General features: G+C 59.5%; 12 protein-coding genes and 1 pseudogene. 5 read left to right on the forward strand and 8 right to left on the reverse strand.

Annotated elements, in window-relative coordinates:
* Positions 1–175 precede the first annotated feature (175 nt).
* Entirely contained in the window at positions 176–604 is a 429-nt protein-coding gene (locus tag AB4P97_RS12310) for a nuclear transport factor 2 family protein (protein ID WP_042559652.1), read from the forward strand.
* A gap of 81 nt (positions 605–685) precedes the next feature.
* Here AB4P97_RS12310 and mqo read toward each other — a convergent pair whose 3' ends face one another.
* The 3 genes and pseudogenes from mqo to AB4P97_RS12325 form a co-directional block, all read right to left on the reverse strand.
* On the reverse strand, positions 686–2,332 hold the full coding sequence (gene mqo / locus AB4P97_RS12315; RefSeq protein WP_395602746.1) for a malate dehydrogenase (quinone): 1,647 nt from the start codon (positions 2,330–2,332) through the stop codon (positions 686–688).
* A gap of 539 nt (positions 2,333–2,871) precedes the next feature.
* Complete coding sequence (locus AB4P97_RS12320) at positions 2,872–3,735, reverse strand: methyl-accepting chemotaxis protein (RefSeq protein ID WP_395602939.1); 864 nt, start codon at positions 3,733–3,735, stop codon at positions 2,872–2,874.
* Between the two features lie 42 nt (positions 3,736–3,777).
* Positions 3,778–4,485 (reverse strand): annotated as a pseudogene (locus tag AB4P97_RS12325) (MCP four helix bundle domain-containing protein); the annotation flags it as partial.
* 244 nt (positions 4,486–4,729) lie between these two features.
* Between AB4P97_RS12325 and sodC the strand changes: the two are divergent.
* From sodC to AB4P97_RS12340, 3 genes are all read left to right on the forward strand, one after another.
* A complete protein-coding gene (gene sodC, locus AB4P97_RS12330) occupies positions 4,730–5,251 on the forward strand; it encodes a superoxide dismutase family protein (protein WP_210703104.1) in 522 nt (173 codons plus the stop codon).
* A 129-nt stretch (positions 5,252–5,380) separates the two neighbouring features.
* Positions 5,381–5,695 (forward strand): DUF2388 domain-containing protein, encoded by a 315-nt coding sequence (locus tag AB4P97_RS12335; protein WP_042559656.1) that lies wholly within the window; start codon positions 5,381–5,383, stop codon positions 5,693–5,695.
* An 80-nt stretch (positions 5,696–5,775) separates the two neighbouring features.
* Positions 5,776–6,177 carry a hypothetical protein gene (locus AB4P97_RS12340; RefSeq protein ID WP_196304164.1) on the forward strand — a complete coding sequence of 134 codons (402 nt, stop codon included), beginning with the start codon at positions 5,776–5,778 and terminating at the stop codon, positions 6,175–6,177.
* On the opposite strand, the gene ligD is transcribed toward AB4P97_RS12340, so the two are convergent.
* The 4 genes from ligD to AB4P97_RS12360 form a co-directional block, all read right to left on the reverse strand.
* Positions 6,178–8,778: a DNA ligase D gene (gene ligD, locus AB4P97_RS12345; RefSeq protein ID WP_395602747.1), complete on the reverse strand. Its 2,601-nt coding sequence runs from the start codon at positions 8,776–8,778 to the stop codon at positions 6,178–6,180. It lies immediately after the preceding gene.
* A gap of 17 nt (positions 8,779–8,795) precedes the next feature.
* Positions 8,796–9,749: a methyltransferase gene (locus tag AB4P97_RS12350; RefSeq protein WP_395602748.1), complete on the reverse strand. Its 954-nt coding sequence runs from the start codon at positions 9,747–9,749 to the stop codon at positions 8,796–8,798.
* An 11-nt stretch (positions 9,750–9,760) separates the two neighbouring features.
* Positions 9,761–11,137, reverse strand: coding sequence for an iron-containing redox enzyme family protein (locus tag AB4P97_RS12355; protein WP_395602749.1), 1,377 nt, complete (start codon positions 11,135–11,137; stop codon positions 9,761–9,763).
* A 124-nt stretch (positions 11,138–11,261) separates the two neighbouring features.
* Positions 11,262–12,020 (reverse strand): tellurite resistance TerB family protein, encoded by a 759-nt coding sequence (locus AB4P97_RS12360; protein ID WP_395602750.1) that lies wholly within the window; start codon positions 12,018–12,020, stop codon positions 11,262–11,264.
* Positions 12,021–12,279: 259 nt separating this feature from the next.
* On the opposite strand from AB4P97_RS12360, the gene pcsA reads away from it, so the two are divergent.
* Complete coding sequence (gene pcsA, locus AB4P97_RS12365; protein WP_042559811.1) at positions 12,280–13,002, forward strand: phosphatidylcholine synthase; 723 nt, start codon at positions 12,280–12,282, stop codon at positions 13,000–13,002.
* Positions 13,003–13,152: 150 nt separating this feature from the next.
* Here the strand turns inward: pcsA and AB4P97_RS12370 are convergent, their stop codons facing one another.
* The gene (locus tag AB4P97_RS12370) at positions 13,153–13,965 is read right to left on the reverse strand and encodes a class I SAM-dependent methyltransferase (protein ID WP_042559812.1); all 813 of its coding nucleotides are present in this window, start codon (positions 13,963–13,965) and stop codon (positions 13,153–13,155) included.
* Positions 13,966–14,148 lie beyond the last annotated feature (183 nt).

A 14,148-nucleotide genomic window follows, 5' to 3' on the forward strand; every position in this document is an offset into this window, starting at 1 on the left:
GCTGCGGCACGCTGCGATCTTTTGATCTTGAAAACAGGGTCAAAAGATCGCTGCCTCGCTTCGCTCGAGAGCTCCTACAGGGAATGTCATAGAGCGATATCAGGCAGCGACATTAAACTTGCCCTGCCGGCCCTTTGTTCTAGAGTCGAAGAACAACAAAAATCCAGAGGTGCAAATGACTGATCTGAACCTGCAACCCGGTGCCGCCGAATCCCTGAACCGCTGGCACGAGATGATCCGTACCGGCGACCTGAGCGCCCTGCCCGCGCTACTTGATGCCAACGCCGTATTCCGCTCGCCGATGGCGCACACGCCTTACCCTGGCGCGCAGGTCGTGGCGATGATTCTCAACACGGTGTTTGAGGTATTCGAGGATTTTGAATATCACCGCGAACTGGCGACGGCTGACGGTTTGAATGTGATTCTGGAGTTCAGTGCCAAGGTGGGCGCGAAGGAACTCAAAGGTATCGACATGATTCGCTTCGATGAGCGCGGCAAGATTGTCGAGTTTGAGGTGATGGTGCGACCACTTAGCGGCCTGCAAGCGCTGGGCGAAGAAATGGGCCGACGCCTCGGTTCCTACTTGGCTGCCGCCAAAGCCTGATACCAACCACAATTGCCTGCAGGCACAAAAAAGCCCACTGACCGTCGCCGGTTCAGTGGGCTTTGTGTGTCAGGGGTCTAGTTACAGAGCCATGTCACGTGCAGCGTTTTCCTTTGGTGCTTCAGCTTTTTCAGCTGCAGGCGCCGCGGGAGCAGCAACCTGACCGATCACTGGAGGCGTCGGCAGCTCGAGGATTTTAGCGGTGTAAGCCCACTCTGCAGCCACTTTGGCTGGATCGCTGTTCAGCTGAGTGCCGTAGCTTGGAACGATCTGGTGCAGCTTGGATTGCCACTCTGGGGTCGCGACTTTGTCTTTGAAGACTTTCTGCAGCACGCTCAGCATGATCGGTGCAGCGGTCGACGCGCCTGGCGATGCGCCCAGCAGGCCGGCGATGGAGCCGTCTTGCGAAGCAACGATTTCGGTGCCCAGTTTCAGCACGCCGCCAGCCGCTTCATCACGTTTGATGATTTGCACGCGTTGGCCGGCCTGCCACAGGCGCCAGTCTTCGGCTTTGGCGTTCGGGAAGTATTCCTTCAGCGCGTCCAGACGGTCTTCATCCGACAGCATCAGTTGACCGGCAAGGTACTCGACCAGCGGGTATTCCTTGATGCCGACCTTGGTCATAGGCCAGATGTTGTGGGTGGTGGTGCTGGTCAGCAGGTCCAGATACGAGCCTTCCTTCAGGAACTTGGTGCTGAAGGTCGCGAATGGGCCAAACAGAATGACGCGCTTGCCGTCCAGGACACGGGTGTCCAGGTGCGGAACGGACATCGGCGGTGCGCCAACCGAGGCTTTACCGTAGGCCTTGGCCAGGTGCTGCTGGGCGATGGTCGCGTTTTCGGTCACCAGGAACGAGCCGCCAACCGGGAAGCCAGCATATTCCTTGGCTTCTGGAATGCCCGACTTCTGCAGCAGGTGCAGTGCACCGCCGCCCGCGCCGATGAACACGAACTTGGCGTCGGTTTCGGTTTTGGTGCCGTCTTTCAGGTTTTTGTAGCTGACGCGCCAGGTGCCGTCTTCGTTCTTGGTGATGTCCTGCACTTCGCTGGACAGTTTCAAGTCGAAATTAGGCTTGGTCTGCAGGTAACCGGCGAACTGGCGGGTGATTTCGCCGAAGTTCATGTCGGTACCCAGCGGGCTCCAGGTGGCCGCGATTTTCTGGTTCGGGTCACGCCCTTCCATCATCAGCGGGACCCACTTCTTGATCACAGCCGGGTCTTCGGAGTACTGCATGCCGGCGAACAGCGGGCTCGCTTGCAGGGCTTCGTAACGCTTTTTCAGGAACTTGATGTTGTCATCGCCCCACACAAAGCTCATGTGCGGAGTGGTGTTGATGAATGAGCGAGGGTTCTTCAGAACGCCTTGCTGAACCTGCCAGGCCCAGAACTGACGGGAAACCTGGAACGCTTCGTTGATCTCGACGGCTTTCGGGATCGTGACGTTGCCTTTGTCGTCTTCCGGGGTGTAGTTCAGCTCGGCCAGGGCCGAGTGACCGGTACCGGCGTTGTTCCAGCCGTTGGAGCTTTCCAGGGCGACGCCATCAAGGCGCTCGACCATTTCCATCGACCAGGTCGGTTCCAGCTCATTGATCCACACACCCAGGGTGGTGCTCATGATGCCGCCGCCGATCAGCAGTACGTCGACTTTCTTGGCCTCTGCCGCATGAACGGAAGTCAGCCCCATCGACAAAGCCAGCCCTAGCAAGGCCGTGTTCACTTTCTTAAACATCTGTTGCACCTATGATAAAACGCCTTCCGCCCGCCTCTGTTATCTGCATGCGATCCGCTTTGATGACGCTCAGGCTGGCGTCTGGGATTGCGGCACACTTCAATTTTGACGGGTGGGCACACAAGGCCGACATGCCGCATCGACCTCAGTTAATGTCCCTTCTGAACTGACTTCTTATCATTATTGGCTCAGCTACTTGAGCGACAGGGATTCCGTCAGCCCGCCCGTAAGGCAAGCAAACTGAATGAGGTCAAACCAAGTTGGCGCGCAGAATATCACGTCATGGCAAACCCGCGCGTCTGTTCCCGACCTGAGAGTCTTTTTCCGCTCAGGGACTTATCGGCAGCCGGGCGCCGAACATGACCCTGCCGGCACAATCAGCATCGATGTCGACTGGTCCACCGCTATCGCTGGCAAGCCAGCTCCCACAGGGATTGGTGCTGGATGCGGACAGGATGTCTGGCGCGGATCAGAACTGTGGGAGTGAGCCTGACCGCGATGACGGCCGACCAGGCTCCACAAATCCACGGTCAACCCTCTCACAACCGAAACCGATCCACCGACTGCGCCAACTGCCCCGCGAGGCTCGACAACTCATCCGTGGTATTCGCCGTTTGACCAATCACTCGGCTATTGCCCTCGGACATCCCCGCAATCATTTCCACCTGATGGGCGATTTCGTTACTGGCCAGGCTCTGCTCTCCGATCGTGCGGGTGATGTCGTTGACCAGTTGCGTGGTGCTCAACGTCGCCTCAAGGATTTCGCGAATCGCCCGCTCGACGTCAGCTGTCACCGCCATGCCCTTGTCGACCTGCGCCACGCCCGCCTCCATGCTGCTGACGGCCTCGCGCGTGCTGTGCTGGATGCGTGCAACCATGGCGGCGATTTCCTGGGTCGATGCACTGGTTCGCGCGGCCAGACTGCGCACTTCATCAGCCACCACCGCAAAGCCCCTGCCCTGCTCGCCCGCCCGGGCCGCTTCGATGGCGGCATTGAGCGCCAGCAGGTTGGTCTGGTCGGCAATGCCCTTGATCACCTGGATGATGTTGAAAATACCTTCGGACTCCTGATCCAGCGTGCGAATCACCTGCGCCGACTGTTGCGCCGAACGAGCGATATCGTCCATGTCGCTCACCACCTGGTGGATCACCTGGCCACCATTCTTCGCCAGGGACTGCGCCTGATTGGCCATGCCCAAAGCGCGTTCGGCGTGGCGGGTAATGTCCTCGATACTCGCGGTCATCTGGCTGGCGGCCGCGGCCATGGTCCCGGCAGCGGCGCTTTGCTGCTGGCTGCTGTCGGCAACCTGATGACAGCCGTGGCTCAGTTGTTGGCTCATGCCGCTGACGCCTTGGGCATTGCGCCGCACCACATCGATCATGTTCCGCAAATCCCGCTGCATGGTTGCCAACGTGCGAATCAAGACGCTGGCCTCGTCCTTGCCTGAAGGCTCGACGATCGGCTCGCTGAGGTTGCCGTGAGCAATGCTTTCGGCGATACGGCTAGCGGCCTTCAACGGCCCCATGATGCTCAGGATCACCGAGCGGCCCTGCGCCAGCAGCAATAGCAAACTGGCGACCAACACAACGCCGAGTGCGATATTGGCATTGCGAATCGCCGCTTCAGTGCCTTGGCTGGTTTGCGCCGTATTGGTTTCAATCAATTCACTCAGCGCAGCCATTTGCTCTTCGAGCTGACCGAACACGTTGTTGAAACTGCCGAGTTGCTGTTGCGCCGCCTCTGGATTGTCCAGCGCCAGCCCGACAATGCGCTCACCGGCGTCGATATACGTGTCGAGGCTGGGCTTGATCTGCTCCAGCGCCGTGCGTAATGCCGGGTTGATCGGCAGCTTGATGTTCTCGTCAAGCACTTCGCGAAAATGCCCCGCGTGTTCATCGATCGAAGCGCGTACCTCGGCCGCCGTGCTGGTGCTTTTGCCCAGGCCCACCAACATCGCCGAGTAGACATCGGCACGCAGGGCGTCGTGCATCATGTCGGCTTCCATGTGGTTGCGCAGCGCGCTCATGCTGACCGCGTTGTCGCTGACGGCCGTAGCCATCCGAAGGTTGCCGACGTAGCTGACCAGGCTGACGATCAATGCCGTCAGTAGACTGGTAACAATCAGCAACACTAAACGCAGTTTGATCGACACGGTGAAATCCTCTCTGGGTACGCTGAAAAAGCCCGTTAGCCCTTCAGTTAAGCCTGTTTGCGCCGTTCTGCTACGCCAGAACGTGTCAGCAGTTGTCTGCGTGAAGACGCAACCCCGGCAAAACTTTCGGAATGTGCGACGAGTCTCATTTTGCAACGTAGCCGAATCCAGCGTTCATCGCCCGTTAATGGGCAAAGGTCATTGATTCGGTCTTCTGAAAATCGTGCAGCAAAAGGAAACGCTTATGAAACGCGCAATCTGGTTGGGTTTGCTCGGCACCTTGGCCATCGGTTCCGCTCAGGCGGCAACTGAAAAAGTCACCATCAATCTGGTTAGCGCTGACGGTGCCCCCCAGGCAATCGGTGCGGTGACGATCAGTGAGACGCCTTATGGCCTGCTGTTCACACCGGATCTGAAATCCTTGCCGGCCGGCGTTCATGGCTTTCATGTGCATGAAAACGGCAGCTGCGAGGCCGGCATGAAGGACGGCGTCAAAGGTGCTGCACTGGCTGCTGGTGGCCACTTCGATCCACAGAAAACCGGCAAACACCTCGGGCCCTATGCAGACGGTCATCTGGGCGACCTGCCGGCGGTTTACGTGACCGCTGACGGTATCGCCAATTATCCGGTGCTGGCGCCGCGCCTGAAGAAAATCTCCGAGATCAAAGGCCACGCGCTGATGGTTCACGCCGGCGGCGATAACCATGCCGACATGCCCAAACCTCTGGGTGGTGGCGGCGATCGCATGGCGTGCGGCGTCATCTGACCACCCTTCATCAGGCCGGGTGACTCGCGACCGCGTCACCCGCGCCGCCTTAGGGAACTCCCGCCCCTCGCGCCCCTCTCACCTATGTAGTACTTCCCTTTTGCTTCGCGCTTGTGGAGGAATACCGTCATGCGCAAGTTAGTGCTCGTTTCTTCTTTACTCTTATGCCTGCCCGTGGGTACTGCTCTGGCCAGAGTTGATGCCAAAGATGTCGCGACCTCTGCAGGTGTCTCCGCGTCGCTGTATTCGACCTTCAAGGATCACAAAATGGTGATTCCGGCTCGTGACGACCTGTCTGCATTTGTCGCCAGTGGCGGGGCCATTCGTGGGGTTTATCTTGAATCGGTGCTGCAACAGGTTCGTCAGGACAATCCCGGCATCAATGCCAGCGATGAAGACCTGGCCAACGCGATTCTGGTGCATTACGAAGGGTTGAATCAGTAGCTGTCACGGACGAAGCCGCCGATGGACGGCAGCTGAAGGCGCATAGGCAAAATTGTCCGACGGCCTCTATGATGGAGGCCATGACGACTCCTGCGCCAATGCGCTCACCCTGCCCACCCGGCGCCTGCGATTGCGGGCGCGACCTGTTGGTGGAAATGTCAGATGCGGATTTGCGCATCCTGCTGTTGACCCGCGAGCAAGAAAAAGTCTTGCTCGCACGACTGGAAACGCTCAAGGACCTCGCCGATCTCCGGCATCTGCAAAACCGCATGTATGAGCAGTTGGGGATTCGTGTCGACATATCGCCAGGCTTTCACGAAGTCCGCACCATGCTGGGCATCGACATTCAGATCGAGAAAATTCCGGGGCTGTGCCGCAAGACGCGCAAGTCGATACCGGCAGCCATTCGCCGGGGGCTCAGCAATAACCCGCAGATCGCCTTCGAACTGCTCAACGCTCACGACTTGCTGCGCGGTACCTGATCACTTCTTCATACCCACCCGTTTACGCATCTCGGCAGTGATGCTCTGACGGGTTTTCTTCATGTCCGCCCAAGGCTCGTCGCCGACCTCGGCCAGCCGCTCATGGACGTTGCGGATGTTCCACTGATTACCGCCCTTGATCTCGGCCACTTCCTCCCGAAACAGCGGCACCGAAACCGGCAGACCTTCGCGAGTACGCGCCGCATAAGTGCATATGGTCGTGGCCCCGAGGCCATTTCGCAGGTAATCAATGAAGATCTTCCCGACGCGATTTTTCGGCCCGGACACCGCGGAAAAACGATCCGGCAACAGCTTGGCCATATGACTGACGATCGCGTGGCTGAAATCCTTGACCTCGTCCCAACCCAGTTTGCGCGTCAGCGGCACCACCAGGTGAATGCCCTTGCCGCCGCTGGTCTTGAGGAACGCCTTGAGCCCCAGCTCATCCAGCACCGTGAGGGTCAACGCAGTGGCTTCGACCATGCTTTTCCACGGCAGCGCCGGGTCCGGGTCAAGGTCGAGAACGAAGCGATCGGGCTTTTCCAGGTCAACCGTGGTGGCGTTCCAGGTGTGCAGTTCGACAGTGCTCATCTGCACCGCGCCAATCAACGCTTCGGCATTGTTGATCAGCATCACCGGTTGACCGGTAACCTCCTTGTCCAGCGTGGTGAGGCCGGGTATAGCCAAGTGCTCGGCGTTTTTCTGGAAGAACAGTTCGCCGGCGATGCCATCCGGCGCGCGCACCAAGGCAACCGGGCGATCCTTGAGTTGCGGCAGAATCCATTCGGCGACGCTGGCGTAATACTCGGCCAACTGCATTTTGGTGGTGCCACTGACGGCGTCGATCACTCGATCGGGGTGGGTAATGCGCACTTTTCCATTGGCCAGACCGAGCTGTGAGGGTGCGGTTTCGGCCGGTGCAGGTTTACTCGCAACGGCTTTTTTCGCAGGTTTCTTCGCAGTGGTTTTGCTGTCTGGCTTCTTCACGGGCTTGGCTCGCTCCTCAGTGATGTCCTTCGCCGGTTTGTCATCGCGCAAACCATGAAACACTGCGTGGCGCACCGAGCCATCCTTGGTCATTTGCGCAAACGCGACTTCTGCCAGCAACTTCGGCTTAAGCCAGTGCACGCCTTTGGCCTCGAAACCGCTGGGTGGATTGACCACTGCAGCGGTCTTGACCTGCAACGGTTTGAGTTGAGCGAGGATGCTTTTCAGCGTCGTTTCATTGAAACCGGTGCCGACCTTGCCGGCATAGCGCAACTCACCACTGTCGCGGTCATGCAGCCCCAGCAACAATGCGCCAAACGCACTGCGCGCACCTTTTGGGTCGGTGTAGCCGACGATGACGAATTCCTGGCGATGTTTGCACTTGAGCTTGATCCAGTCTCCACTGCGCCGCGACACGTAGGGCGAGCCGAGGCGCTTGCCGATCAGGCCTTCCATTTGCATCTGACACGCGCTGTTGAGCAGCGCATCCGGGGTCTCATCAAAGGCTTCAGAGAACCGCAACAAGGGCTGCTCATGGGCGCCGAGAACCGTGGACAGTGCCGCGCGACGCTCCTCCACCGCGACTTCACGCAGGTCGACGCCGTTGAGATAGGGCAAGTCGAACAGGTAATACACAATGTCGGTGCTGCTGCCGGAATCGAAGGCATTTTGCAGCGCCTGAAAATCCGGCACCCCCTGCTCGTTGGCAACCACCATTTCACCGTCGAGCCAGGCCGACTCCAGTCCCAGCGCGGCAAGGGCTTCGGCCTGTTTCGGTAACTTGTGCGTCCAGTCATGACCGTTGCGCGTGAACAACTGCACCTGATCATGATCGATCCGCGCCATGATCCGGTAGCCGTCAAACTTGATCTCGTAACTCCACTCGCCTGCCGGTGCGCTGTCGACCAAGGTCGCCAACTCCGGTTTGAGCTGCACGGGGATCTTCGCTTTGTGTGCGCCGGTCAACGTACCCGAAGCCTTTTTGCGGGTTTTGGGGGCTGCCTTCTCCAGCGGTTTGACCTGCTTGGCCGCAAGCTTCGGTTTGTCGACCAACGTTCGCTCGCTGAGCACGCTGTCCGGCTCCGCCACCAGCACGTCATAGTCGTCCTGCGGGCGGGCGGCGCTGTCCTGATGTTTGATCAGAAACCAGTTTTCCTTTTTGCCCGGCATGTGCGTGCGCACCAGATTCCAGACGCCGGCCAATTTCTCGCCTTGCAGTTCAAATTTGAGCTTGCCCTTGGCGTAGGCCTTTTGCGGATCTTCCAGCGGAATCCATACGCCGCGATCCCAGACAATCACATCCCCGGCGCCGTAATGCCCTTCAGGAATACTGCCTTCGAACGTCGCATAATCCAGCGGATGGTCTTCGACATGCACTGCCAGGCGTTTGACCTTGGGGTCGAGCGACGGCCCCTTCGGCACCGCCCAGCTCTTCAGCGCGCCATCGAGTTCGAGGCGAAAATCGTAATGCAGGTGCGAGGCGTCGTGCTTCTGGATGCAGAACTGCAAGGCGTGATCGCCGGCCGTTTTCTTGCCCGAACGCTTTACTGCCGCCGGTTCAGAGGTTGCCGAGAAATCGCGCATGCTGTTGTAGTCATCGAGGTTCCTGCTCATGGCGCACCTGCCTTGTTTCAGCCAATACGGGTCACGGTCAGGGCGACCACGGCAATCCGGTCGACTCGCTGATAACCGGGGTTCATCAGTTCTTCTCCGAACACATCCGGGTCGAGCTCGCGGTACGTCCAGCCAAAGCGCGATTCATCGAGTCGTGGCAGCACGGTATCGAGAAACGGGTCGCGACCATCGACCATCGCCACGCCGGTGTACAGCACCAGGGAACCGCCCGGTGTCAGCCGATTGAGTGCCTGCTCGACGATACGCAACGACAGCCCGGCGCCCAGTGTGCCGCCGCCATGCCGATAGGCGCGTGCGGCCGGATCAGCCATGTACGGCGGGTTGGCAACGATCAAATCGAAATCGCCGTCGACGCCTTGCAGAATGTCGCTGTTACACGCTTCGACGTTGGCCACTTCCGCCAGCGCCGCGTTGACCGTAGTCAGGCGCAGTGCAGCGGGGTTGATATCCAGCGCCAGCACTTGCGCTTCGCGGCGGGCACGGGCGATCAGGATCGCGCCGACGCCGGCGCCACATCCGATGTCGACTGCGCGGTGGATCGGCGCGAAGTTCTGCTGCAAATGTGCGTGAATCAACTGCGCGAAACGGTAGGTGTCCGGGCCGAAAAACACCGAGTCGGCGGCATCCGTGGGAAACGCCGAATGCACAAACAACATATCGTCCAGACTCGACCAGCGCACCCGACTCTTCAGGTGCCCTTCGTACTTGTCGATGACCTGAGCTTCCAGCAGTTGCTGCTGTTCGTCGGCGGACAACAAGCCCGGTTCAAAGGGCCGTGACCAGCCAAAGACATCGCGCAAAGAGTCGGCGAATTGACCTTCATCGCGCTGGTTGACCCGCTGGTGGGTCAGCGGCGTCGGTGTGGTGAAGCGGTAGCCGTCGGCTTGCAAGCGCCGGCCCAATTGCAGCAGCGCGAGGTCATGGGTGGACAGTTGATCTTCCTGAGTCATTGACGATTTCCTTAAGGCAAACGGGATTTGAGTTCGATGAAGCGGCGAGTGGCGAGCAAACCGGCCGGGTGTGCATGCCGGGCCGGCGCGAGCCATGGGATGAGCGTCGCCATTTGGGCGTGGCCATCCTGCCCTTGCAGCATGTCGTTGAGCTGCTGCACATCGGGGTCCTGTTCAGGCACCTCGATCGGTGAGTTGGCGGGGGCGTGCCGACGTAACGGGGTGGGTTTGTTCGCGGGTTTCCAGTCGCCGGCAATCCAGTCACGCACCAGTTGTTTTTCGTAGGCGCTGAACACACCGAACATGGCCGCGCCATCGCCGTCGATCAACTGCCAGAAGCGGCTGGCCTGCGGGTCTTCGTGGCGTTTGATCCAGCCTTTGTTCTGCAAGGCTTGCAGGAAGCCGGGCAGATGCTCGGGTTCGGCCAGCCACTGGTTGACGGTTTTCCCTTCAAAGCGGCAATAGTCCGAGTGCATGTGCTGAGCGAATGGGCACTTGCGCTCCAGCATCGACAGCAATTCGCGCTCAAGGTCGAACCCTTCGATGATTGCGCGGCTGCCCTGCCCAAGATCATTGAGCCGATAACCCAGCGAAACCCGACGCATAAAGTCGGCGCGATCAGCCTCAAGTGGCAACAGATCCAGAACGGCCTGCACGGCTTTTTGCGCATGGCCGGTGCTGGCGTTGTCGATGGTCACGTGGAGGGTGAAGTAGTACGGATCAATGCCCAACTCGCTGAGTTCGTAACTGCTGATCAGCAAATGCAGCGGCAGTTGTTCATAGCCGAGGTTGTAGCCGATCACCTCAGGCAGGAAATCATCGCCGCAGGCACCGAGCGCGAGTTGCAGCGCGCCTTGCAGATAGCGGCCGTCTTCCAGGGAACTGGCATGATCGAGGTCGTGCTCGGCCAGCAGTTTGCGGTAGATCACCACATGGTTTTGCGCCGGATTACCCTCCCCCAGTTCTTCCAGATAGGTGCACAGCAAGCCGCCAAAGCGTGGATCGCGCCAATGCTGCAACAAGCCATACAGCCACGCACCATCGACCAGTTTGGTAGGTGCAACTGCTTGCAGAAAGTACAGCGCATGAGCCTTGCTGGTAAAGAATTGCCGCGGCCCACCTGCCTTGCGTTGTTGCAGGTAATCGGCGTATTGGCGGGCAACATCGGCGCAGTGCTCGGCGACCCAGTCGTGCCAGGTCGATGGATCGTGCGGAAGTTCCTCGGGCAACGCGGCGGCGCGTTGCAGCTGTTCGTTCAAGAACGTTTGCGCGAGGCCTTGCGAGTTCTCCTCGCGCAATAGCGTTTCGTAAATGCCACGCAGGTTGCCGGCGGGAGTGATCGCTTGTGCTTGGGCCGGCACAGATTGAAAACGTGTCAGGACAGTCATGGCAATATTCTCGGTCGATTGGTACGGCGCTGTTTCGCGCCTCTACAGCAGCAGAGGGGCTGCGCGTGCCAAAAATTCAATCGACCTCAAAAAAGCCCTGACGGACGGTGTTTAACCTCTGATTTCAGGCTGTGCCGTTGGCCTGTTGCTCCAGATGCACCTGCAACTCAGGATCAATCCCCAGCGCCGCCGCCAACTCGTCCAGATAAGTGCGTTCGGCATCTTGCTGGTCGTCCACCAGCATGATGCTGGCCAGGTACATTTCGGCGGCCACAGCCGGGTCGTCGTTTGCGGCTTGTGCGACTTCGGCGGCATTGAGTGGTTTGGCGACTTCGGCGTCCAGCCATTGCTGTAGTTGCGGGTCATCGGTGTGTTTGCCGATTTCGCTGCTTATAAGATGTTTTTCCGTTTCGTCGATGCGCCCGTCCGCCTTGGCCGCTGCGATCAAGGCGCGCAACACCGCGTGGCTGTGCTCTTCGATTTCCGGGCCGGCGAGCAGATTGGCCGTCTGCGGCGTTTGCTGCGCCGCCGTGCTGGCCTGGTTGCGTTGCCAGGCTTGATACGCCTGATAGGCCATCATCCCCAGTGATGCCAGCGCCGCATAATTAGTGCCGCCGGAACGAGTTTGCGTGCCGCCACCCAGTGCGCCGCCCAACCCACCGCCGCCGCCGAGTAGCCCGCCGAGCAAGCCACCCAAACCGCCAAGTCCGCCAAGCCCGCCAGCCGCAGCGCCACCACGTGTGCCTGTAGAATCCGCGCCACCGAGCAAGCCACCCAGCAATCCACCGAGGCCGCCCAAACCGCCACCGGCCGCCGCACCACTTTGCTGACCCGCCGAGCCCTGGCCCCGCAGCAGTTGTTCAAGCAAATCGCTGGTGTTCATGACGTCATCCTCAAGCATTGAAATTTATTGCGTCTGGCAACGATAGACCGCTGCGGGCGTTGCGCCAGCACCGTTTGGCCGATGCCGAAACTGCTAATGTATTTCGCTCGCCTGTTTTTTCGATGGCCAGCTAAGATTCAGGGTGGGTGAACCTTATCCCGGCCCGACCGGTCGATAGCTGCAACCCGAACCGGTTTGCCGGCGCCCTTGCTGTCCAAGGGTAATACCCGGCTGGCATTAATTTCTGGAGAACGCCCCCGTGATATCCACCGTCCACATAGCCAGGCTCAAAGCCTGGGGCGCCCATGGTTTTACCGCGACCGGCGTGGTCACTGCATTTCTGGCCACCCTCGCCCTGCTGGAAAACCAACCCACCCACTGCCTGATGTGGCTGGGGGTGGCGCTGATCGTCGATGGCCTTGACGGCGCACTGGCGCGCAAGGTCAATGTGCAGTCGGTGCTGCCGAGTTTCGACGGCTCGGTCCTTGATCTGGTGATCGATTACCTGACTTACGTGTTTATCCCGGCACTGTTCATCTATCGCTACATTCCGCTGCCGGATTACACGCTGTTGCTGACGGTGTCGCTGATTCTGGTGTCGTCACTGTTCTGTTTCTGCAACGTCAACATGAAGAGCAAGGACAACTACTTCGTCGGCTTCCCTGCTGCGTGGAACGTGGTCGCACTGTGCCTCTACATCATCGGCCCTGGGCCATGGATCACCTTTCTGACCGTCATCGGCCTGGCGCTGCTGACCGTGACACGGATGAAGTTCCTGCATCCGTTCCGTGTGCGTCGGTTCATGCCGATCAACATTGCCGTGACGGCGATCTGGCTGCTGTGCAGTCTGTCGCTGGTGCTCAACCATCCGGTGATCAACCCATTGGTGATGGGTTTGTGGTTGCTGATGTCGGCTTACTTTCTGGGGATCTGCATCTGGCGTACGGCGCTGGAATGGTTTGATCGGTCGCAGGTGAAATAAACTCCGACAATCCCAATACGAAACCCTGTGGGAGCTGGCTTGCCAGCGATGGCGCAGTGTCAGTCAACAGAGTTGTTTACCGGTTGACCGCTATCGCTGGCAAGCCAGCTCCCACAAGGATCTGCGCCGAGCTGAAGGATCAGGTTTAACTCAGCGCTTGTTGATCACCACCTCCAGATACTCACTCGGCACCACCAGCGAGTCCTCCCCCGCGCGGTTCGACCGGTTGAGCAAATCCGCCAGATCACTTTCCAGTGCCTGACCGCTTTCCGGTGGCAGCGCGGCGAAAGCCTTGTGCACCGGGCCGTACCAGTGCCGAAAGATGTCGATGAAATGCGCTGCCGAACGATAGCGGAAATTGAATTCGCGCCGCGCGACCTGCACGACAAAATCGTGATCATCGAAATGTTTGTGCAGCCACGCCTCCGTACCCCAGTTCGACGGCGGCTGTGCGCCGGCCGGCGGTGGCAGATACCGGCCGAGGGTCTTGAACATCTGCCCGACAAATCCTTCCGGCGTCCAGTTGGCCAGACCGATCCGCCCACCACGCCGGCAGACCCGCGCCAATTCGGCAGCGGCCTTGTCCTGATCGGGGGCAAACATCACCCCGAACGTCGACAGCACCGCGGCAAAACTGCCATCGGCGAACGGCAAGGCTTCCGCGTCGGCGACTTGAAAAGTCACTTCCAGATGTTCGGCGCGGGCGCGATCCTGGCCGCGCTCCAGCAGCATCGCAACGTAATCGGTCGAGGTCACCAGACAACCGCGCCGCGCCGCTGCCAAGGTCGCATTGCCGTTGCCGGCAGCCACATCAAGCACCTCTTCATCGCAGCGCAGATCGCAGGCTTCGGCGAGGTTTTCGCCGACAATTTGCAGTGTGGTGCCGATCACGGCGTAGTCGCCACTGGCCCAGGCGACTTTCTGGCGTTCCTTCAGGGCAGTGAGATCAATCGGGGTACTCATGAATTCGAGCTCCGTTTGCTGTTAGGCGGCTTGCCCACTATCGCGCCGAGCCTGTTTGGCGTCTCCGCCGATCGTCCGGCAACCCCATAAAACCGCCGCTTTGCCGATAAGTGGTGAACATTTGTCAAGCGGGCGCAACACTCACGGCATTGCCAGAATCCGGCGATTGGTTTCTGATGCCCG

Source organism: Pseudomonas sp. A1230 (genome assembly GCF_044218825.1).
GTDB lineage: Bacteria > Pseudomonadota > Gammaproteobacteria > Pseudomonadales > Pseudomonadaceae > Aquipseudomonas > Aquipseudomonas iridis.

What these genes read in the sequence shown, in the direction of transcription:
- AB4P97_RS12310 (WP_042559652.1), top strand. Translation starts at nt 176, where the DNA reads ATGACTGATCTGAACCTGCAACCCGGTGCCGCCGAATCCCTGAACCGC.
- mqo (WP_395602746.1), bottom strand. Translation starts at nt 2,332, where the DNA reads ATGTTTAAGAAAGTGAACACGGCCTTGCTAGGGCTGGCTTTGTCGATG.
- AB4P97_RS12320 (WP_395602939.1), bottom strand. Translation starts at nt 3,735, where the DNA reads ATGCAGCGGGATTTGCGGAACATGATCGATGTGGTGCGGCGCAATGCC.
- sodC (WP_210703104.1), top strand. Translation starts at nt 4,730, where the DNA reads ATGAAACGCGCAATCTGGTTGGGTTTGCTCGGCACCTTGGCCATCGGT.
- AB4P97_RS12335 (WP_042559656.1), top strand. Translation starts at nt 5,381, where the DNA reads ATGCGCAAGTTAGTGCTCGTTTCTTCTTTACTCTTATGCCTGCCCGTG.
- AB4P97_RS12340 (WP_196304164.1), top strand. Translation starts at nt 5,776, where the DNA reads ATGACGACTCCTGCGCCAATGCGCTCACCCTGCCCACCCGGCGCCTGC.
- ligD (WP_395602747.1), bottom strand. Translation starts at nt 8,778, where the DNA reads ATGAGCAGGAACCTCGATGACTACAACAGCATGCGCGATTTCTCGGCA.
- AB4P97_RS12350 (WP_395602748.1), bottom strand. Translation starts at nt 9,749, where the DNA reads ATGACTCAGGAAGATCAACTGTCCACCCATGACCTCGCGCTGCTGCAA.
- AB4P97_RS12355 (WP_395602749.1), bottom strand. Translation starts at nt 11,137, where the DNA reads ATGACTGTCCTGACACGTTTTCAATCTGTGCCGGCCCAAGCACAAGCG.
- AB4P97_RS12360 (WP_395602750.1), bottom strand. Translation starts at nt 12,020, where the DNA reads ATGAACACCAGCGATTTGCTTGAACAACTGCTGCGGGGCCAGGGCTCG.
- AB4P97_RS12370 (WP_042559812.1), bottom strand. Translation starts at nt 13,965, where the DNA reads ATGAGTACCCCGATTGATCTCACTGCCCTGAAGGAACGCCAGAAAGTC.